Origin of the sequence: Bradyrhizobium sp. 159 (genome assembly GCF_023073795.1) — a bacterium.
GTDB lineage: Bacteria > Pseudomonadota > Alphaproteobacteria > Rhizobiales > Xanthobacteraceae > Bradyrhizobium.
This window is the reverse complement of record NZ_JADPKE010000074.1, coordinates 13,448-33,569: the sequence shown is the minus strand read 5'-3', so window position 1 is coordinate 33,569 and position 20,122 is coordinate 13,448. Positions and strand designations below refer to the sequence as shown.

Below are 20,122 nucleotides of genomic sequence, written 5' to 3'. Positions count from 1 at the left end.
AGTGACATTTGCGGTGAAGGCGATGAACTTGCTCGCTCGTTGCGAACAGGTTTGCGAAGATCGACGCGGGGTGCGCCACCGCCGAGGCCACACGATGCAGGGGAATTACATCCTCAAGCGTGTCAATCGGCTTGCAAATTTGGCGCCTCGTATTGCCGCATCCGCGAATGTTACCCTAATGGCACCATTGCCGATGACGGTCGGATGTCGATTGATCGGCCGCGCCAGATGGTTTCCCGGCTTGCTCGACGAGAGGGGCTGTAGGCGGGCCGGGCCCTACATAGCCCGAGCCGTCCACAACCCCGGGCAATGGGGCAGCGGTCATGGCGTCGCCGAGCGGGCCTTGGGCGACAAACCGTTCGGCAGCCGTCCGTCTGAGCACCCTCAGCAGATGTTGCACAATCGAATGCTGTCTCTTTCCGAACTCCTCGGGGTATTTCTCGCTCAGCCGGCCGACAATTGCGAGCGCCGTGAGCTGCGGCTGCTCTGCGAGCCAGGCTTCGATCGCAGCAAGATGCGGGTCGAGCTTGGACGGCATGCGACCTCTGGTCTTATAGGGCCGACGAGTTCGCCAGTGCGTTCCACGCGGCTCGCCGACCGTCACCGTCTTGCCGAGCGGCTTCGCGAACGTCGCCGCGGTCGCTGTCAGGGCGCTAGTGTGAGCGGGTTGCAGGCCGCGCGCCTGTCCGGCACGATGATCGACGCGATTGCTAGCTCCTCTTGGGTTGCGCGAATCTCCGCCAACAGTGCGACCAGATCAAGCGAGCGATACTGATCGCGGAGCCGTTTCTTCACGGCTGCGGTCACCCTGGGATGCGCCAATGCACGGTCGTAGGGCGTCGATGGGAGATGATACCGCTTGATCACTTTAGCCCCTTCGCTACGCTTCTCCTTCAGCTTGAACGACGGCTGGAAGAAGTTGACATAGAGCCCGTGCCGCCGCATAGAGGCGGCCCATCATACGCGCCGTCTCGACGCCATCGAACCGGCCATAGCCCATGAGGCGGCGGACGACCGCACCATTCTTCTGCTCGACAAACGTCGTCTCGGCTCTTGAACCGCCAGCTATCGTTGCCGGTCTCGACAATGTCGCAGTGATAGGTCAATCGGTCGAGCAGCGCGGTGGTCATCTTGGCATCGCCGAACACACTCGGCCATTCGCCGAAGGCGAGATTGGTGGTCACGATGACGGAGGCGCGCTCATAGAGCCGGCTGACGAGCTGGAAGAGAAGCTGGCCCCCGGACTGAGAGAAGGGCAAATAACCGAGTTCATCCAGCACGATGAAGTCGATCCGGGCCAGATGCTCGGCGAGCCGTCCTTGCCTTCCGTTGCGGGTTTCGCTCTCAACGCGATTGACGAGATCGACGACGTTGTAGAAGCGGCCTCGGGCACCAGATCGGATGCAGCTTCTGGCGATGGCGATGGCCAGGTGGGTTTTACCGGAGCCGGTGCCGCCGACCAGAACGACGTTGCGCTGCCGTGCGATGAAGCCGCCGCCGGCGAGATCATTGACGAGCGTCTGGTTGATCGGCGTGCCGTCGAACTGGAAGTCGGCGATCTCCTTGGCTACCCTCGCGATCAAAACTACGGTGTTTACTTGGCGTTCGCGCCGGGGCGGTCGTGCGGATTCCCTGCGAAGACGTCTACCTTGTGGTCACCTTCATTCTTGCCGCTTCCCTGGGCCGGCGGTGCGCCACCGTGGACAAAATCCAACTCGGTTTCGGCGATCTCTCTCAAATCGTCCATCTTTTTCAACGGAGTATCCATGACATTCTCCTTGGATCTGTATTGGACGAATTCTTGATCGGCGTTCGATCCCGCCGACTACTGGAGTCCCGGGGGCAGGTCTTTATTTTGGCCCGGAGGGGCATTACCATTCCCTGAAGTAGTGGTGATCTGCGATGCACCGTGGGGCTGCCCGCCCGGGTTCGCAGTTGTTAATTTTCCACCACAGACCTGCTCTAGTTCTTTCTCACTGAGTTCTCTCCGCGTGCGTCTGTCTTGCATGATGTTCTCCTTGCTTTGCTTGGAAGCGAACTGCTCTCGCGCGTTCAGCCCCGCAATACTCTCGCCAGAAACAGGCGCCTGCAATTCAGCGTTGGCTTTATGTCTTTCGATTTACGTCGTTCGGTAATCGGGACTCTAGCCCCACCAACGTGCGTTATAGCCTGCACTCGGGATGGGAACGCCGCAATCCGAACGCGCGCGCTCGCGCCATGAAACAAGAGGAGAAGTCGGGCAATCAGGCCACAGATTTAACAGCCGTAAGTAAGTAGCCAAGTCCCATTCCTTGATTATGACGTCCGCTTTTGATGCTGTGGACGGCTCCTCCACGGGCACGAGAGTGCCAAGGATTGGGCGCCGTTTGAGGCTCCTACGATTCGGAGGAGCAGCCTATGCAGTCAATTTCGACGATCGGTCTGGATATCTCGAAGTCGGTCTTCAAGTGCATGGCGTCGATGCAGCCGGCCAGGTGGTGATCCGGCGCCAACTCAGGCGCCGGATCATGCTGTCGTTTTTTGAGAAGTTGCCGCCATGCCTGGTGGGGATCGAGGCTTGCGCGTCATCCCACTATTGGTCCCGCGAACTGCAGGCGTTGGGGCATACGGTGCGGTTGATGCCTCCGGCCTATGTGAGGCCCTACGTCAAGCGGCAGAAGAACGACACCACGGACGCAGAGGCCATTTGCGAGGCGGTCACGAGACCCAACATGCGGTTCGTGCCGACCAAGACGGTCGAGCAACAGAGCTGTCTGATGCTTCATCGCGCGCGCCGTCTCTTTATCCGCCAGCAGACTGCCGTCATCAATTCAATCCGGCCTATCTTGCCGAGTTCGGGATTGTCGCCCCGGTCGGTCGCCGAGGTGTCGAGCAACTGCTGGAAGTCGTCGCCGATACAGCTGACCGCCGGCTCCCGGAGGTGGCCCGCGCGTGTCTTGAGGCTCTCGGCAGTCAGTTGCGGGCACTGAAGGCCAAACTCCTGGAGTTCGACAGACGCATCATCGCCTGGCACAGATCAAGCGCGACGAGCAAACGGCTGGACGCGATTCCTGGTGTCGGTCCGGCGCTGGCAACGGCGCTGGTCGCGAGCGTTGCTGATGCCAAGGCCTTCCGATCAGGTCGGGACTTCTCGGCCTGGGTTGGACTCGTGCTGAAGCAGAACTCGAGCGGAGGCAAGGACAAGCTTGGCAGTATCAGCAAGCAGGGCGATCGCTATTTGCGCAGCCTGTTCACGGCAGGCGCACTCGCCGTGATACGCTATGCCAACATCCATGGAACGGGGCATCGACCCTGGCTCTCCGCATTGCTGGCCCGGCGAGCAACCAAGGTCGCCGCCATCGCGCTCGCCAACAAACTCGCCAGGATAGCCTGGGCGATAATGGCGAGGAACGAACGCTACAAGGAACCCGCCGCTCTCATGGCGTAAAACGAGATCACGCCGGACATGCCGGTGTGACTTAACGGTTGGAAGGGCGAACAGCACTTAAATGCAGCGCCGGTCGATCCGGCGATCAGGACAACCCACACGGGCCACGGCATCGTTGAAATGCGTGCTTTTGATCGGGACCTGATCCGCGGAGGGCAGTATGGCCAGCGGTCACGTGAACCGCGCAAACAGGCCCAACACATGGCCGCACCGACCAACGCCGCAAAGTGAAGATTCTCCTTGCCAACCCGAAGCCGTCCACACATGGCGCCGGAGGCGAAGATCCCGATGGGAATCAGCGAGTCAGCTATTCCTCAAACCCCAGATCGTCGTCGGCTCAATCCAATATGACTTCCGCGCTTGAGAAAGAGCTTGAGCGTGGGGAACGAGGCGCATCACACAAGGTACGTGCCGGCCATGACACGGAAGGTCGGGCAAATACCTCGAAAGAGGTATTATTCGGCTGATGAGCCCACGTTAGAGTGTCGGACCACGTATGGGCGTCCAAATTTTGACCTTGCCTGATCGAGGGTGGAATCACACAGGCGCGAGCGCAGATCGAGGCAACGATAAGCGTCATGAAATATCGGGGAGGCGCGACGTGCAGGCTCGATTGGTCTAAGGCAGCTTGGCCGACCTAAAGGCACATGCGACGCGACAGGGCTAGGCGGAGACCCTACGATGAAAATAGGATCAAGAGGCATCTTCATTGCCATTGTCGAGGACCGCCAGAAAGCTTGTAGATCGCATCGCAAGCTTCTGCCTGTGCGAATGGCGATCGTTGTTTTCTTGCTATTGGCCTGCGTGTTTCATCAGGCTATGCCATCGATCGCGCGAACGAGTGAGCCTGAAGCTGAACCACAGATACAGCCCTATCCAATGCAGGCCATGCCTCGCCTGGCACAAGCCAAGCGCTCCCCTAACTCAAATACGGTTGGGATCGTGACGGGTCGCCCAAACGCGACCGACTTTGCAATCGCTCATGAGATCTCGACGGTTCTCGCGACCGGACAGGAGACTGGTCCGAGAGGGGAGGTCGCACTGCGGATTCTGCCGATGGTCGGCAAGGGCGGCATTCAGAACGTTCGTGACGTGCTAACCCTACCGGGCGCCGACATGGGCATTACGCCCACAATTCTGCTCGAGCGCCTGCGCGCCAGCAAGGAGTTGGGTGATATCTCGAAGAGCTTGGTCTACATCGCCCCCCTCTTCCACGAAGAACTCCACATCCTTGCGCGCCCAGAGATCCGCACTGTTGCTGACCTCGCTGGAACACGCGTCAACCTTGGGGAGGAGGATGGCGGTACGGAAGTCTTGGCGCGGGACATCCTCAGTCGACTGGGCGTGAAAGTGACAGAAATTAATGTTGATCAGAATGCAGCTGCGGAAGGCATGCGGAGCGGCGACATTGCGGCCACCTTGTTCATCACGGGCAAACCCGCCCGTTGGCTCGAACGATACGGGCGCGAGGACGGCTTCCATCTCGTTCCGGTGCCATACACTTCATCCTTGGAAGGGGATTATCTGCCGGGGACTTTCACCCACCAGGATTATCCGAACCTGATCGCTTCTGACGGGCGCATCGAGACGCTTGCGGTTGGTTCGGTCCTCATTGCTTCCAACTCGCCTCGGACAAGCGAGCGATACCAACGCTTGGAGACGTTCGTTTACGCGTTCTTCTCGCGCATTTCGGAGTTTGAGGGTCCAGCGCGGCACCCGAAATGGAAACAGATCAATCTTGCGGCGGTGTGGCCCGGGTGGAGCCGCTTCGCTCCCGCGGAACGCTGGCTGAAGCAGCACCACTTGGCAACACCCGATGCCGACTCGCGGGCGGAGTTTGAGCGGTATTTGGATCAGTCGGGCATTGTTCCTTCCGCCACCGAGCGCGAACGCTTGTTTCAGGGTTTCCTGCGCTGGTGGCGGGAGCGGAGAGGCCGCTGACCGATCTCATATCCGTTACAGGGTGGCCTTCGAGCAGCAATGGTAGGGGCATAACAATGATGAAGTGTGTATGTGCCATAGGCTTTCTGGCCCTGGCCATCCTCGCCGTGCCTCTGGCGGCGAACGCGCAGACAGCACGCAAAACCGAGACGCTCACGCCCAGTCCGCCGAATCGATTGGCGGTGCACATAAGCGACCGTGCTTTCGACCTTAGGGGCAGATTGAGCAGCACGATCTACATGCACAGGCGCAAGCCTAAACGAGTGGCGGTGCACATCAGCGACAGACGGAAGAGCGAGCGCATAGGATATAAGCAGGTGAGCTCGCTCGTAGATTTTCCGCCCTTCTTCCCCGGTATCGGCGCGCTTTACGTTCAGCCCAACACGCTCCCGAACGGACCATACCGTGCTTTCGACCGCAACGGCAGATTGAGCAGCACGATCTACATGCTCCCTATCGAGGACCTTGAGAATCGAAAACGATTCGATCTTGAAGGCCTCGCCGGAAAGGGGGACCACGTAACCGCCTACTTCAATTCCGGTCATCCTGGACTCGATAAGCCCCATTATCACATCCACATTTGGCACGTGAGCAAGAAGGGGGAAGAGCAGGTTAAATAGCGAGTAGCAGGATCTTAGGCATTGAAAGGATCGTGTGTGTCCGCAGACATTTGGTGAAGCAACTTCGGACTCCGCAGACGCCGAGATGGTGCAGGCGAAGTGTTGGACAAAAACATCCTGCCGCAGATTCCCGTCAAGCGCCTCGCGAACCGGAGGAGATCGCGCGCAGGGGTTTTCCTCGCCACCGACGAGGCTGGTTTCATCATCATGTGGCGCCCTCTCGTGGCTCCTGAGTTGAGGATCCTCGCGGACCAATGCTGATGTCGGGCATCGCCTTTGGCGCAAGGACCGGTCGGTCACTGCAGCGCTGTGGCACGCGATGCCCGCGCCCGACTTGCTTCACATCGACGACGCGCCCGGTCCGGACGATGGGTGCCTTGTAGTCCGGGAATACGCCTAGCATCGGCGCTAAATTACCGCCGTGTTGATTGATCACGCGAAACAGCGCGCTGATGGCGGCTTGGTTGGTGGTGATCGAATATAGATTGCAGATGGTTCCACCTAACCCGATTTGCAACTCGACCTAACGTTCTTCAGTTGGATGCACCCACTTGTAAGGCGTGATTTGCCGCGCCTCGATCAACTTGATCATGCGCGCGGGCGGCGCGTATCGCGGTGTGCGGCACGATCGGCACTTCAGCGAGGCTTCCAGCTTCCAGAGCGGCGTATCTTTAGGCCGGCGGATGGCGTCGAGAGGCAGGCTCGCGCGCGTCCTTGCAGCGGACGCACTCGACCTCCAGCCAACCAAGGCCGCCGTTGAGGCACTGACCGACCGTTGGGGAGGGCTGGGCAGGTCCGCCGTAGCCCTCCATGCGCACAGACCAGGCTGCTCCCTCCGCACGATCTGCCTCACGTTCGGCCTCCTGGGCACGCTTGCGGGCACCCTGCGCATGGATCTTCGCGCCCATGATCCGGCCGCCCCAGTTGAGTTCGCGCGACTTGGTGCCCATGCGACATAGATTCCGGCGAACGGGCTGGGAGGCAAGCCGCTAGGCCTAGCGGCGTCCCCTGGCATGACGCCAAAAGGTTGGTCAACGACCAAAGAGCCGGCCTGAGAAATATTTTTGAAATACCGAAATTTTTCGGTTGATCCGTCGGGCAAAACAGTGGTTCATAAGGCGCTGGTTCAGTAACGAGGGTCAGCGCATATGGCCGATGAAATCGAGACAACTTCCGAGCTGTCAAAGATTGCAAAGCTCAATGGAGACTTCAGGAGGAACTATGGCACACTACTAGGGGCATTCCTGTACTTGCGGTCGATCAGTGCTGCGCGCAGTCGCTCCGCGTTTTGGGCCGCGTTCGCGTCCGTGGTCTCTTCTGCTGGCTTAGCGTTGTTGTGGAAGCACGGTTTTGAATGGCTGACCGGCGGCTGACCTCGCGTTCATGCAACTCAAAGCCGCACTGAGGTCCATCCAGCCGCTGATGCAGGGCGCTGATGACAGTCGCAAATGTGGGGCACCTACTTTGACCAAAGACCCGCGTCGAAATTCGCACGCGTCCGTCTCTTGTCTTGGGCAGATTAGCTGTGGGGAGCAGGAAGAAATCCTGGATCCGCTCATTGGCGGCATCAAGTCTAACGATCAGGACGAGATCAGATTTCTTGTACTTGAGCCTTAGTACCTCCCATCGAGGAGTAGGTCCGGAATATTGTTCTCCGTCAGATACCGCCCGCGCCAAGGTGACCGATACAGTCACATTGCTGCTTATAGTCAGCAGGCGGAGCTCTTGAAGAAAAGTGATGCTGCGCCGGCGTTTTTCCACCTCGCCGATGATGTCGCGGGCGATGGAGGCGATCAGTCGGTCCACCTTTGCCGCGGTCTCGCGAAAGCAATAGCGGGGATTGGGTTCGAAGCCGACCAGCCTGAATGCCTCCGCCAGCGATCCGAAACGTTGAGCGTAGGTCTTATTGTGGGGGATACTCTTTGTGGTCATCATCAATTTCAGCGACAAGCGGCCCTTCCGGCGGAACAGGGTGCGTAGGCGCTCGAGCATCTGTGCGTTGGACAGGACGCGTCCATGCTCGACCTGCGCAAGTCGACGCTGCGCCTTAGCGAAGAGACGTGGCGCAATGAGAGGCTTGAAGGCATTGTCCCGGCGAACCCACATCTCAGGCGGGTTGGCCACCTGCTTTTCGCCGAGCTTCTGAGAGCGACGGTTATAAACCAGATGCCCGGCATAGGCCTCGTTCTTGAGGGTGTTGCTGATGGTCAGCGAGGTCCACGGCTTGCCGCGTGCGTTGGGAATGCTGTTCGCATTCAAGTCGATCGCGATCTGTGTTCGGCTCTTTTTCCGGTCGACGAACGCCTTGAAGATGCGGCGCACGACCTTCTGCTCCGGCGCGGGACCGGGCACTAGCACGGTGCGCTGAGCTTTTAGGCTCTTGTGTTCCCCGTACTCCAGGACCCCTTTAGGCTTACCATGCTCGTCAAGCAGCATGCGGCGCAACCCATAGCCGGCCGGACCGCCGCGCCAGTAGCCGAGGCTTACGACCTGACACTGTCCGAGGAAGACTTTCTTTGACAGCTGCTTGCTGTAGTCGGCAGCCGCGACCCGCTTGATGTTCTTGAGAACAATGGAGGCCAAGCTCCCGTCGTTCTCGAACTCATCGGCGCAGTAGTGGACACGGACGCCCGCGCGTTTGCAAATAAACTCATAATAGGCGCTTTCATCCACGTCCTGAAACCGTCCCCATCGTGTGATGTCATACACCAGCACGCAATCGTAGTCGGCGCGGCCAAGCTGGACGTCCCGAATAAGATCCTGGAGCCCGGCGCGTCCCTGGATGCGAAGCCCACTGCGGCCGGCATCGGCATAAGTGCGGACAATTTTGATGTGCCGCCGCGCGGCGTGCGCGGCTATCGCCGCCATTTGGTTCTCGATCGAGTATTTCTGGGCATCCGTTGACATGCGGACGTATTGCGCGGCTTTCAGTCCACGCAAAGCGGCATCGGCGGGAGGTGCTGTTGTCTGCATGGAACCGGCCCCGCTTGACTTTGAAAGGCAAGACTGGCCTGGAGAGGTGCACGGTCCGTTTCCGGCACCGGTCCGAGTTGAGACGAATACGATCAGTCTTTACGTGCTGGTGGGCCTCGAACTCGATAGGGAAGCACACCAGGGCAGGCGGAGGTTGGCAAGTATTCCTGGTGCCACTCACAAATGCTTTCCGGCCCGCTGCGTTTAATGAGCATTTTTATAGGCTCGGCCTTGCTTACAACGATGTGCAAGGCAATCAGCGTCGCGCCTACTGGGAACGTTGCCCGATGGGAGCGCACAAAGTCGATCCGGGCCATCAGCAGCATTCCGGCGATGATGATCAAGGGATCAGTGAATACGAAGTACTCAACCTTTAGACCGCGACGAACGCCGAGTGCATCAATTGTGAGTGCAGCAAACATCAAAAGGCTGGCCTTACAAGCAAGCTGCCTGTGGCCCCGGCGCCACGCGTAGATGACACCCGGCACAATGAGCCACGTCAGGAAGACTATGGGGCGCGGGGAGGTAAAGAATCGGCGGCCTTTTGGCGGACTACCAAGTCCCGACGGCCCGAGTTAGGCTGCTCGCCGGTAAGAAAACAGGACCTCCGAAATAGTGGGTTTAGCGATGTAGCGGACCCCCGCTACCAGAAGTCTGCACGATATCAATGCGTTAAAAGGGTCGCGTCGCATCGAATCCCGGTCCGTAGCGCATCGGTAGCGCCTCAGCTTTCGCCTTAGTAACCGAATCCTTGATGGCTTCGTGGTGAATCCTTGATTGGCAATCTCTTGAGGCGTCGTTGCTGCTCGCTCATTCGCTTGAACCTGACTCCTCGATCGTTGTCGTGGGCCCCACCCATCAAGTGGAACTGGCCACGCAATCTGACAAAAGCCCGGGCCAACAATCTAATCCTTGGTAGATCGAGGCCGGACGCGCCTCCGGGTCGCTCGGGGACTCGGGCGACAATGTCGGCCGCGAACTCGCTTCTGCGGTTCAGCCCTCTCAAGGCTGAAACAGGGGTTCGATTCCCCTAGGGAGCGCCAAATGCACGATATTCCGCGATATTTTGGGATGGGAGTCCCGATCGGGAGTGCCAGCCTCTTGAGCGACTGATCTTGCAAGCGGTGGCGGCAGGAGTCTTGCCCTGGCTCGGAGACCTGTTTGCCAGTTCTTCGGGGTTTCTCAGACGCCTGTCGACTGCAAACGCGATTTGTCGTTGCCGCACACGATCTATTCCCGCTCCATCATGTTGGCGATCGCCTTGATGCGGCTTCTGGCGTATTTCGGCAGGCCGGCGCTCAGCGAATCGCCGCTGTTGAAGGAGCTCTTGCCCATGAGCAGTTGCGCGGGAACGAGGTTTCGCAGAACGGGTGTATTGCTGTATTCCCTTTGCTTGTTCAGCACGTCGTTCCTGACCGCAATCAGGATGTAGACCGTTGCGATGGCGGCTTCCCGCTCGGTCGGATGCTGTTGCAGAACCGCAAGCAGCTTGCCGAACTGGATGACCTGGTTCACCCAAAAGATGTTCTGCTCGAGCGCGCTGGTGACTGTGGAGTCGAGCCCTGTCAGGCTCGGCAACTCGGCAAGGCGCGGCTGCGTGACCAGCATGATCTCACTCTGGAACTCGATGAAATCCGGAATCGGTTTTTTGCTCTCCTCGCGCAGCTTGTTGGCAAGCTGAATGCCCGCCGGAATTTTCCCTTCGAACATGTAGCGGGACCGCACGCAGATCGCGTTCGCGTCCTCGCACCAGCGGCGATCCGGCGGACGGTTATGCGCGGCGCCCGCGTCTTTGTTGGGAGCATCATCGCCCGCCGTGATGGGCCAGTGCTTGACGGCCGGATCGATCTGCTCAAGGAACGCGACATTTGCATACCGCGACAGATCCAATGCCGCTGCCGGTCTTGAAAGTCGAAACCGCGCCTCCGCCTGGTAGACCGAGAGCTTCAGCTTCGTTTGCTGGTTGAGCGTGGGCTCAACGAAGCTCGGGAAGAGCGAGAGGAAGCGCCGCTGAACCGGACGTGAGCGGGCCCAATCGTCGAAAGGAATGAGCTCGGTCGAGGGATCGGCGAGCTTGTCGTTGCGTTGGTCGGCGAAGATGACGGTGCGCGGTTTGATCTGATCGATCGGGACGCTGGCGGGTGCGGGCACGTCCTCCAGCTGGAATTCCTGCGCGGCCGCACCTGTGCAAGCGGCCACGCAGGCAGCGATGAGGACAGCGGCACGGTGGAGTCTCATGGGTCAATGCTCAATTCAGCCGCCGCCAGAAATAATCGGGGTCGACTCGGAGCGGCGGTCGCGGGAGGCGGTCCTCGTCATCGGGAGGTCCGCGCCAGGAGGGATATTCGCGAGGACCAAGACGCCAGGTCGGGAATGGAAAGGGCAACCGGTTATCGCCGTAATGGGGGCTCTCGTCGGACCACGGCTGGAATGGCCCGTCGTCTTCATCACGACCGCCACGATAGGCGTAGCTTTCTGCACGCGAGACGATCCGAAATTGCGTATCATCGATTCTGCCCGACGGATCCCTCTTGAGATACTCGGTAAAAGCGCGGCCGGAGCCGGCCGGTGAAGGATCGCCGGTATAGGGATCGATCGACAGAGTAGCGAGCTGATGCATTGCTTCGCGCGAAGGGCCGTTCAATGCCGTCTTGGGAGCGTGCAGCTCCCAGGTTGCCTGCACGATCGGCTCGAACATCGGCAGCGCCACTTTTGATCCGGTCTGGCCGCGGCCAAGGGAGCGGCGCCCGCCATCGCTGTTGTCGTAGCCGACCCAGATGGCGATGGTAACGTCATTTGTGAAACCGACGAACCAGGCGTCGACCGCATTATCAGTGGTACCCGTCTTGCCGCCGACAAAGGGCGAAAGATGCTTCACGACGCGCGCGGTTCCGCGCGCGAGCACGCCCTGCAGCATTGATTTCAACTGGTAAAACGATGCGCGGTCGGCCGAGCCGATCCAGTCCACCGCACGCGGATCGTGCTGGTAGATTGGTCGGCCGTCCTGTTCGATCGTTTCGATCGCATGGGGCCGGGGTCGGGCGCCCTCGTTGGCGATCGCTGCATAGAAAGCCGCAAGGTCGATGAGCCGCACGGTTTGGGCACCGAGCACGAACGGGTAGTAGCGCATGCAGTCCTTGTAGAGCTGCGCTTCCATCGCGAGCTCGCAGACCCGGTCGAGGCCTCGCTCGGCACCGTCGTCGAGGCCGGACGCGAGCAGTTGCACGGTGGCGAGATTGCGGGAGTTTTCCAGCGCACGCCGCAGTGTAATGGCGCCCAAAGCGCCGCCGTCATAGTTCTTCGGCGACCAGAAATCGCCCCGGCGCGCGTGGACCGTCGCGCCGATCGGTGTCAGCGTAATGGGTTCGTCCATCACCAGCGTGTTGGGCTGCAATCCCTTGCGAAGGGCGGCGAGATAGGTCAGCGGCTTCAAGGTTGAGCCGGGTTGCCGCAGGCTCTGGACGACGCGGTTAAGCTGGCTTGCCGGATATGAAAAGCCGCCCGCCATCGCGAGAATGCGGCCGGTTTCGTTCCCAAGTACGAGCGCCGCTCCCTGCACCGTCGGTCGAATACGCAGATCGGCACGCGCCGCTTCCTTGCCCTTGGCTTCGCGCAGTTGCACGTAGACCACATCGTACGGCTTGAGGCCGCGCTGGATGGCGGCGCTCCAGGTGTTCAGCGGCAGGATTCTTCCGTCGGTCAGGCCGACGTTGATGGCGTGGCCACGCTTGCCACGCGCATTCTCCAGGACGACCGCCGATTCCCAGTGAACGTCGTAGAGAGGTAGCCGCGTCGCCTTCAACGCCGCGAGCCAAGCCGGTTCCGCGGTCTTCAGGTCTGCCGCAATACGACGGACGTCATCGGAAATGTTCGCCTCGGGTCCCTCAAATTTGTAACGGCCGGTGTTCAGCTCGTACCGCGCGAGGCCCTCCTGCAATGTCGCTTCGACGACGCGCTGCAAGGCCGAGTTGACGGTCGAGCGCACCGTGTAGGAGGAGTTGGTGAGAGTATCGAGGCCCGCCACCAACTTTGCCTCGCGGGCGATGTGATCGACGAAGTGAAAGCCGAAGTCCCGTCGCGTCGGCCGGTACTCGACCAGCTGCGGCAATACTGCGTTCGCCGCGGCGGCGTCGATCATGGCGTCGTCCCGCATGCGGCCGAGCACGTAGGCAAGGCGCTCGCGCGCGCGCTCGGGGTGATGGTCGGGGTTGAAGTAGTTCGGTCCCTTGGCGAGCGCGGCGAGAAGGGCGCCCTCGAGGGCGGAGAGCGCCTTGGCCGGCTTGCCGAAATAGCTGCGCGCCGCCATCTCGATGCCCCAGGTTCCGCGACCGAGATAAATCGAGTTGAGATAGAGCTCGAGGATTTCCGCCTTGGTCAGGGCGCGCTCCATCCGCGAGGCAACGATCATTTCGCGCAGTTTTCTTTCGTAAGTGATGTCGCTGCCTACCAGCAAGTTCTTGGCGACCTGCTGCGTAATGGTCGAGCCACCCTGCGGCCGGCCCGGGTGCGTGAAGTTGCCGATGAAAGCGCGGACCAGTCCGCGCTCGTCAATGCCGGCGTGTTGGAAGAAGCGCTTGTCCTCGGCGGCGATGAATGCGTTACGCACCGCTTCCGGGATATCCGCAAGCTTGACCCAGATGCGGCGATTGTTCGGCACGTAAATCTCGGCCAGGCGCTCGCCCTTGTTGTCGAGGACTATGCTGGTGCCAGGAAGCCTGAGGTGCTTAAGCTGCACCGCGTCGGGCAGATCCTTGACCGCGCTGTTGTAGAAGGCGATGACCTGACCAAGATCGACCGGAGATTCTTCCACGTTTTCGACCTTGCAGAACTGCTTATAGGCCACCTGGAGGTCGGCCAAATTCAGTCCTTTGAGCGCCTTGATCTCGTTGTTCAACGCCTGCTTGTCATCCATGGCAGTGGCAATCAGATCGTCCAGGTTGATGTCCTCGATGTCGAAAGCCTTGCGCATGTGGGCGCAGCCGGCACTCAAAAGCTGCGCCACCTCGAAGCGGTCGCGCACCGCATCGAACTCCGTCTTGACCCCATCCGGCCGCGTCGTGACCTGGCTGAAGGCAAGCGCCGTGGCGAAGATCTTGATGAGTATCGAGTCCATGACCGGCCGACGGTCGAAAAAGCCGCCTCCGTAAGGTCGTAGAACAATAACAAACAAGACTGTGTTGAGGAAAAAGTTCCTGAGCTGCCGCCGCCCGCTTCTCAGGGCCTTCATGATTGCTCCACCCTGGCCTCGCCGCGGAACCAATGCGAGGCCCGTGCGTTTTAGAAAGACCGAATTGGCAGCGCACTCATGAATGCCCCTCTTCCAGTCGTGCTTGCCGTGGCGCTCCTCAGCGCCACCCTCGCCACGATGCCTGCGGATGCTGCTCCTCGAAAAAAGAAACTTGCCGCAGTCTCCCCTGCAGCTAGCGTTGCTCAGCCGCCCACCGACAGATTTTTGGCCTGCGACGTCCGGGTGCGAGACTATCTTCGCGAAGGCGGAGCGGTGACACGGGTGACCAAGATCGAAGTGGACGATGCCCGACTGCAGTTGAACATTCATCATGAGTACGGGGAGGCGGGAAAGTCGTCTCGAAAATACCTCCGCGGGGACACTGAAGAAGAAATGCGCAAAAATCTGCGCGGGATATTGGATGAGTTCGCTGCGGCTGCGAAGGCGGCAACTGCCGGTCGCGCTTGGTATGTGGTCGCTGCTCGCAAGGTCATGCCGGACCCCCGCGACGGTTCGGGCGAGACCACGAGCCCGTGGACGGCGGTCGTCCTCGCCGATTTCGAAGGAAAATGCAGACCTATCACGTTCTATCAGTCTGTCGACCGGACCAAGCTCGATCCTGAACTGAACAAGAAATTGGATGAGTGAAGCTTTGCGCTTGAATTGATTTTCGCAATGCCGCCAATCAAGCGCGCCGTTGCAGCGCTTTTCGTGGCTTACCGATCCTTGTCATCACGTCGGGTTGGTTTTTCTCAAGCCAGGCCACGGCCTCCGGTCCGTCGACGACGCACTCGAAGGTTTCCCAGGTGGGGTCCTCCAGGGATTCTGATTGCAGTCGCTTCGCCGCATACTCAACGAGGTCGTGCAGCCGTTCGTATCCGCGTCGGCCCTCGAGGGAATCTGCAATCGCGGTACTGGCCCATCCTCGTTGGGCCAAGTCGATAATGCTCGGAGCGTCAGCCTCGTTGAACCAGGGTGTGGCATCGAACTCGATGCAGCGGACATTATCGGCGGTATGGCAAGTGGCGTGGATCATTGGATTCCTCCGTCCGCCGGCGACAACCGGCGCTGGCATTGCACGTGTTGCATCGCTGCCTCGCAACGTCCTCAGGCTTTGACCAAGTCCCCCAGCAGGTTCGCCGCCACCGTCAGCTTGGCGAGCGTCAGGCCGCTGGCAGCAATCTCCTCGACCGAGCGGCGGATACGCGTCGCTTCGGGGTGAGCCGCGAGCCAGGTCTCGACAGCCTGCCGGCCGGATTGGCCGGTCGCCAGCATATCCGCGGCCAGTCTTCTTTCGGCGCCGGCGATCTGCTCAACGGCGCGATCGATGGCCATGCGCTCGAAATAATCGTTTGCCGGCACGTGGCGCGCGGCGGCGATGATGCGGTCGAGACGGAAATTCGCCTCGGCGGCAAAGAAGGTCGCAGCGGCGTCGCCAATGAGGCGCGTGGTGCGCTCGGCAACCGCCACGATGTCAGGTGCCGAGACCAGAGCGTCGAGATCGGCGAGCTCGCCGGCAAGGCCGGCCGGAACGCCAGCGTCGGTCAGGTCCTGCCGACGCTTGGCGCGTGCGGCCTGCAAGTCCGGCGGCAGCGTGGTATCGAGCGCGCCGACAATCTGGCGGATAGCCGGGCCGAAGCGCGCGACTACGGCCTCCAGCCCGCCCTTGAAATCGAGATTGCGCACGTACCAGACCATGCGGGAGAGCAGGAGGTCCTGCACGGAAGCGTACAGGGACAGCTGCACCTGCCCGTCGATGCAGGCGTCGAGTGCATCGATCGCGTCATTGAGCCCCTTCAGACCGTAGCATTCATCGACCGCCACGTAGGCCATGACGATGGTCGGGATATCGGCGTCCGTCTGGTCGATCAGGCGTACGATACAGGCAGGGCCGCCGCGGTTGATCACCGCATTGGCGAGGCTGGTCGCGATGATCTCCCGGCGCAGGCGATGGAATTCGACCGCTGTCGGGAACTTGTCCTGAATCTCGCGCGGAAAATACTGAGACAGCTCGCGGGCAAGATAGGGGTCATCGGGCACGCTGGTGACGAGCAGGTCATCGTAGAGGGTCAGCTTGGCGTAGGCGAGCAACACGGCAAGCTCGGGCCGCGTCAGGAACTGGCCGCGCCGTGTGCGCTCAGTGAGCGCTGCGTCGTCGGGCAAGAACTCCACCGCCCGGCTGAGCAAGCCGCGCTGCTCGAGCGACTGCATCAGGCGGGCGAGGAAGCCGGTCTCAGCCACACCCTTGCGCTCGGCCAGCGAGAGCGCCAGCGTTTGCAAATAGTTGTTGCGCAGCACCAGCGCGCCGACCTCGTCGGTCATCGCGGCAAGCAGGCTGTTGCGGTCAGTGGGACTGAGGCGTCCCTCGCGCTCGGGGCGCGCCAGCGCGATCTTGATATTGACCTCGACGTCGGACGTGTTCACGCCGGCCGAATTGTCGATGGCGTCGGTGTTGAGCTTGACGCCCTTCTGCGCCGCTTCGATGCGGCCGCGCTGGGTGACGCCGAGATTGGCTCCTTCGCCGATCACCCGGGCGCGCACGTCACCACCCGCGATGCGGATCGGATCGTTGGAGCGGTCCCCGACCTGATCGTCGCTTTCCCCGGAGGAGCGGACATAGGTGCCGATGCCGCCAAACCACAAGAGATCGGCGCGAGCCTTCAGGATCGCCGTCATCACCTCGAAAGGCGTGGCTTGCGGCTTGTCGAGATCGAGCAGGGTGCGCACTTCCGGAGCGAGCGGGATCGCCTTGAGCTGGCGCGAGAACACGCCGCCGCCCTGCGAGATCAGCGACTTGTTGTAGTCCTGCCAGCTCGATCGCGGCGCATCGAACAAGCCCTTGCGCTCAGCGAAGCTGATGGCGGGATCAGGCGAGGGATCGATGAAGATGTCGCGATGATCGAAAGCCGCCACAAGCTTTGTCGCCGGCGAGAGCAGCATGCCATTGCCGAAAACGTCGCCGGACATGTCGCCCACACCGACCGCGGTGAATGCGGTGGTCTGAATGTCGGTGCCGAGCTCGCGGAAGTGGCGCTTGACCGCCTCCCAAGCGCCGCGCGCCGTGATCCCCATCTTCTTGTGATCGTAGCCCTGGCTGCCGCCGGATGCGAAGGCATCGCCGAGCCAATGGTTCTTCTCGGCCGAGATCGCGTTGGCGACGTCGGAGAAGGTGGCAGTGCCCTTGTCGGCGGCGACGACGAGGTAGGGGTCGTCGCCGTCGTGGCGCACGGTCGATTCGGGCGGCACGACGACGTCGCCGTCGAGATTGTCGGTGAGTTCGAGCAGCGAGCGAACGAAGATGCGATAGGCTTCGGTGCCCTCCGCGAGCCAGGCGTCGCGATTGGAAGGCGACGGCAGGCGCTTGGGCACGAAGCCGCCTTTGGCGCCGACCGGCACGATCACGGCGTTCTTGACCTGCTGCGCTTTTACCAAGCCTAGGATCTCGGTGCGGAAATCCTGCGGCCGGTCGGACCAGCGTAAGCCACCGCGCGCAACCTTGCCGAAGCGCAGGTGAATACCTTCGACACGAGGTGAATAGACGAAGATCTCGTAGAGCGGTCGTGGTGCCGGCAGGTCATCGATCCTGCGCGCGTCGAACTTGAAGGAGATCACCGGACGCGGATGTCCATCCTCGCCGATCTGCCACAGATTGGTGCGAATGGTTGCCTGCACCAGATTGGTGAAGCGGCGCAGGATGCGGTCTTCATCGAGCGAGGCGACGGATTTGAGCTGCTCCTCGATCTCGGCAAGGAGGGCTGTCTCTCGTGCCGAACGCTCGGCGTCCGTGGCGGCGAGGCGTGGATCGAGGCGGGCCTGGAACAGCGCGACGAGGGTGGCCGTAATAGCGGCGTTCTTGCGCAGCGTCGCCCACATATAATCCTGGGTGAACGGCGCGCGAATCTGGTGCAGGTAGCGCGACAGCGCCCGGATGGTCGAGACTTCCCGCCAGCCAAGGGCCGTGCGCAGGATCAAGCCGTTGTATCCATCGGATTCGGCGCGATCGCGGACCACCGCCATGATCGAGGCTTCCAGGCGGTGGCTGAAGTCCGGGTTGATCTCGATCGGCTCGCCGTCGCTGGTCTCGATCGTCATGTCGTGCAGCCAGACCGGCTCCGGCCTGGTACCCGGCACGATCTGATAGGTGCGTTCGTTGACCACGCGCAGACCATGATGTTCGATCACCGGCACGCGATAAGACAGCGACAGCGGTGCGGCGTCCGAAAACACTTTGAGGCCGAAGCGCCTGGGATCGTCCTCGCCTTCGAGGCGGTGAACCGAGATCATCACCGGGCGGGCTGGCGTGAGCTTTTCGATTGTCGTGATGTCGGTGATCGCCTGCTCCGCGCCGAACACCTCGGTATAGCCGCCGCTAAAGGCCCGGGCATATCGGTTGGTGAGCATGCGCGCCCGCATGCCGTCGGTCGAGGCGGTGAGCGCTGCCTTCAGCTTGTCGGCCCAGGTCGCGGCGATGGCGCTGATCCCGGCTTCGAGCGTGGCGCGTTCGATGACGGGCGTTTTGCCTTCATAGCGCCCGACGATGTAGTGGACGCGCGCAAGCGATCCTTCGGGGAAGGACACGTAGGATGCCGCTAGCGTTCCCTTGTAGACCTGCGCGAGGAAGTTGGCGACGCGCGTGCGCACGTCGGTATCGTATTTGTCGCGCGGAATGAAGACGAGGATGGAGACGAAGCGATCAAACTTGTCGATCCGTGCCAGCGCGCGGACGCGGGGGCGCTCATAGAGGATCAGGATCTCCATGACGAAATTGTAGAGGGTATCGATGTCGACCTGGAACAGTTCGTCGCGCGGATAGTCTTCGAGAATGTGTGCCAGCGCCTTGCCCGAATGGCTGTTCGGGTCGAAGCCGGCGCGCTGGAGCACCTGTGAAACTTTGTGGCGGACATAAGGAATCTGTCGTGCCGAGCGGGTGTAGGCGCCCGAGGTGAACAGGCCGACGACGCGCAATTCGCCCTCGAGCCGGCCGTCGGGCGTATAGAGTTTGATGCCGATGTAATCCATCCGGATGCGGCGATGGACGCGGCTGGAGACATTGGCCTTGATGACGATCAGCAGCGTCGGCTCGCGCATGAACTCGCGGATTTCCGAGGTCATCACCACCATTTCGCTGCCGCGGCGCAGCACCTTCACATCGGGATCGCGGAGGATGCCGAGGCCTTCGCCGGTCGTGATGTCGTCGGACGCATCGCTGTCCGGCGAGAAGCGATATTCGCGCACCCCGAGAAAGGTGAAATTGTCCGCGCACAGCCATTGCAGGAACTGATTGGCCTCGGCGACCTCGTCGATCGGCAGCGGCGGCGGATTGGAGGAGAACGTCTTGATTGCCGCCTCAACGCGCTCGCGCATGGCGCGCCAGTCGGTGACGCAGGCGCTGACGTCGTTCAACGTGCCGGCGAGGCCGTCGATCAGCTTCTGACGATCCGCATCGGCGTCCAGGCGAGTGATGTGGAGATGAATCAGGCTCTCGCGCGCGCCCTTTGCTCCCGCCGGCAGTGATTCGCCGTAAAAGCGCAGGAGCTTGCCTTGGTCATCGCGCTCCACCGCGATGATCGGGTGAGCGACGAGGGTGACTTCGATGCCCTGCTCGGCGAGCTCCGCCATCGTGGAATCGAACAGGAAGGGCATGTTGTCGTTGAGAATTTCGAGCACGGAAATCTCGCGCCCGTCCGGCATCATCGGATTGACGACGCGGATATCGGCGCTGCCGGCCGTGCGCTGCTGCACGTGCTCCCAGGCCTGTTCCGCCAGGAAGGCCAGCGACGAGGCATCGTGATTGGCGAGATCCTCGACATTGGTGTAGCCGAACAGAAGCTCGGCAAAGGCCCGGGGGCTCCGGCCCGGCTGCACGCTGCCCGCTGCCTCGCGGATGAGAGTTGCCCGTGCCCTGTCGTCACGCCACGCCATAATGTCCTCCGT

The 20,122-nt window shown here is 61.2% G+C and carries 11 protein-coding genes, 1 tRNA gene and 4 pseudogenes; 5 read left to right on the top strand and 11 right to left on the bottom strand.

Annotated elements, in window-relative coordinates:
- Positions 1-175 precede the first annotated feature (175 nt).
- From IVA96_RS20765 to IVA96_RS20755, 3 genes and pseudogenes are all read right to left on the bottom strand, one after another.
- A complete protein-coding gene (locus tag IVA96_RS20765; RefSeq protein WP_247418937.1) occupies positions 176-538 on the bottom strand; it encodes a hypothetical protein in 363 nt (120 codons plus the stop codon).
- A gap of 355 nt (positions 539-893) precedes the next feature.
- Positions 894-1,571 (bottom strand): annotated as a pseudogene (gene istB, locus IVA96_RS20760) (IS21-like element helper ATPase IstB); the annotation flags it as partial.
- A gap of 23 nt (positions 1,572-1,594) precedes the next feature.
- Positions 1,595-1,768, bottom strand: coding sequence for a hypothetical protein (locus IVA96_RS20755; RefSeq protein ID WP_247278627.1), 174 nt, complete (start codon positions 1,766-1,768; stop codon positions 1,595-1,597).
- Positions 1,769-2,397: 629 nt separating this feature from the next.
- Here IVA96_RS20755 and IVA96_RS20750 point away from each other — a divergent pair.
- From IVA96_RS20750 to IVA96_RS20740, 3 genes and pseudogenes are all read left to right on the top strand, one after another.
- Positions 2,398-3,427 (top strand): annotated as a pseudogene (locus IVA96_RS20750) (IS110 family transposase).
- 681 nt (positions 3,428-4,108) lie between these two features.
- A complete protein-coding gene (locus IVA96_RS20745) occupies positions 4,109-5,368 on the top strand; it encodes a TAXI family TRAP transporter solute-binding subunit (RefSeq protein ID WP_247278628.1) in 1,260 nt (419 codons plus the stop codon).
- 56 nt (positions 5,369-5,424) lie between these two features.
- Positions 5,425-5,988 (top strand): hypothetical protein, encoded by a 564-nt coding sequence (locus tag IVA96_RS20740; RefSeq protein ID WP_247333814.1) that lies wholly within the window; start codon positions 5,425-5,427, stop codon positions 5,986-5,988.
- A gap of 355 nt (positions 5,989-6,343) precedes the next feature.
- Here IVA96_RS20740 and IVA96_RS35855 read toward each other — a convergent pair.
- The 4 genes and pseudogenes from IVA96_RS35855 to IVA96_RS20720 form a co-directional block, all read right to left on the bottom strand.
- Positions 6,344-6,481 (bottom strand): annotated as a pseudogene (locus tag IVA96_RS35855) (SOS response-associated peptidase); the annotation flags it as partial.
- A gap of 30 nt (positions 6,482-6,511) precedes the next feature.
- Positions 6,512-6,938, bottom strand: a pseudogene (locus IVA96_RS20730) (hypothetical protein).
- A 310-nt stretch (positions 6,939-7,248) separates the two neighbouring features.
- On the bottom strand, positions 7,249-8,961 hold the full coding sequence (locus IVA96_RS20725; protein WP_247418936.1) for a recombinase family protein: 1,713 nt from the start codon (positions 8,959-8,961) through the stop codon (positions 7,249-7,251).
- A 92-nt stretch (positions 8,962-9,053) separates the two neighbouring features.
- The gene (locus IVA96_RS20720; RefSeq protein ID WP_346015455.1) at positions 9,054-9,383 is read right to left on the bottom strand and encodes a hypothetical protein; all 330 of its coding nucleotides are present in this window, start codon (positions 9,381-9,383) and stop codon (positions 9,054-9,056) included.
- 530 nt (positions 9,384-9,913) lie between these two features.
- Here IVA96_RS20720 and IVA96_RS20715 point away from each other — a divergent pair.
- Positions 9,914-10,004, top strand: a tRNA-OTHER gene (locus IVA96_RS20715).
- A 187-nt stretch (positions 10,005-10,191) separates the two neighbouring features.
- On the opposite strand, the gene IVA96_RS20710 is transcribed toward IVA96_RS20715, so the two are convergent.
- Together IVA96_RS20710 and IVA96_RS20705 are read right to left on the bottom strand one after the other, a co-directional pair.
- Positions 10,192-11,199: a hypothetical protein gene (locus tag IVA96_RS20710; RefSeq protein ID WP_247278631.1), complete on the bottom strand. Its 1,008-nt coding sequence runs from the start codon at positions 11,197-11,199 to the stop codon at positions 10,192-10,194.
- A gap of 10 nt (positions 11,200-11,209) precedes the next feature.
- The gene (locus tag IVA96_RS20705) at positions 11,210-14,521 is read right to left on the bottom strand and encodes a transglycosylase domain-containing protein (protein WP_346347904.1); all 3,312 of its coding nucleotides are present in this window, start codon (positions 14,519-14,521) and stop codon (positions 11,210-11,212) included.
- On the opposite strand from IVA96_RS20705, the gene IVA96_RS20700 reads away from it, so the two are divergent.
- Positions 14,471-14,836, top strand: a complete 366-nt coding sequence (locus tag IVA96_RS20700) for a hypothetical protein (RefSeq protein WP_247418935.1) — start codon at positions 14,471-14,473, stop codon at positions 14,834-14,836. The genes IVA96_RS20705 and IVA96_RS20700 overlap by 51 nt on opposite strands.
- A gap of 37 nt (positions 14,837-14,873) precedes the next feature.
- On the opposite strand, the gene IVA96_RS20695 is transcribed toward IVA96_RS20700, so the two are convergent.
- A complete protein-coding gene (locus tag IVA96_RS20695; RefSeq protein WP_247418934.1) occupies positions 14,874-15,224 on the bottom strand; it encodes a hypothetical protein in 351 nt (116 codons plus the stop codon).
- A gap of 71 nt (positions 15,225-15,295) precedes the next feature.
- Complete coding sequence (locus IVA96_RS20690) at positions 15,296-20,110, bottom strand: NAD-glutamate dehydrogenase (RefSeq protein ID WP_247418933.1); 4,815 nt, start codon at positions 20,108-20,110, stop codon at positions 15,296-15,298.
- Positions 20,111-20,122 lie beyond the last annotated feature (12 nt).

Coding starts and splice junctions, on each gene's coding strand:
- IVA96_RS20765 (WP_247418937.1), bottom strand. CDS start 538: ATGCCGTCCAAGCTCGACCCGCATCTTGCTGCGATCGAAGCCTGGCTC.
- IVA96_RS20755 (WP_247278627.1), bottom strand. CDS start 1,768: ATGGATACTCCGTTGAAAAAGATGGACGATTTGAGAGAGATCGCCGAA.
- IVA96_RS20745 (WP_247278628.1), top strand. CDS start 4,109: ATGAAAATAGGATCAAGAGGCATCTTCATTGCCATTGTCGAGGACCGC.
- IVA96_RS20740 (WP_247333814.1), top strand. CDS start 5,425: ATGATGAAGTGTGTATGTGCCATAGGCTTTCTGGCCCTGGCCATCCTC.
- IVA96_RS20725 (WP_247418936.1), bottom strand. CDS start 8,961: ATGCAGACAACAGCACCTCCCGCCGATGCCGCTTTGCGTGGACTGAAA.
- IVA96_RS20720 (WP_346015455.1), bottom strand. CDS start 9,383: ATGTTTGCTGCACTCACAATTGATGCACTCGGCGTTCGTCGCGGTCTA.
- IVA96_RS20710 (WP_247278631.1), bottom strand. CDS start 11,199: ATGAGACTCCACCGTGCCGCTGTCCTCATCGCTGCCTGCGTGGCCGCT.
- IVA96_RS20705 (WP_346347904.1), bottom strand. CDS start 14,521: ATGATGAATGTTCAACTGCAGTCGGGCATCGTCCACTTCGATCTTGGT.
- IVA96_RS20695 (WP_247418934.1), bottom strand. CDS start 15,224: ATGATCCACGCCACTTGCCATACCGCCGATAATGTCCGCTGCATCGAG.
- IVA96_RS20690 (WP_247418933.1), bottom strand. CDS start 20,110: ATGGCGTGGCGTGACGACAGGGCACGGGCAACTCTCATCCGCGAGGCA.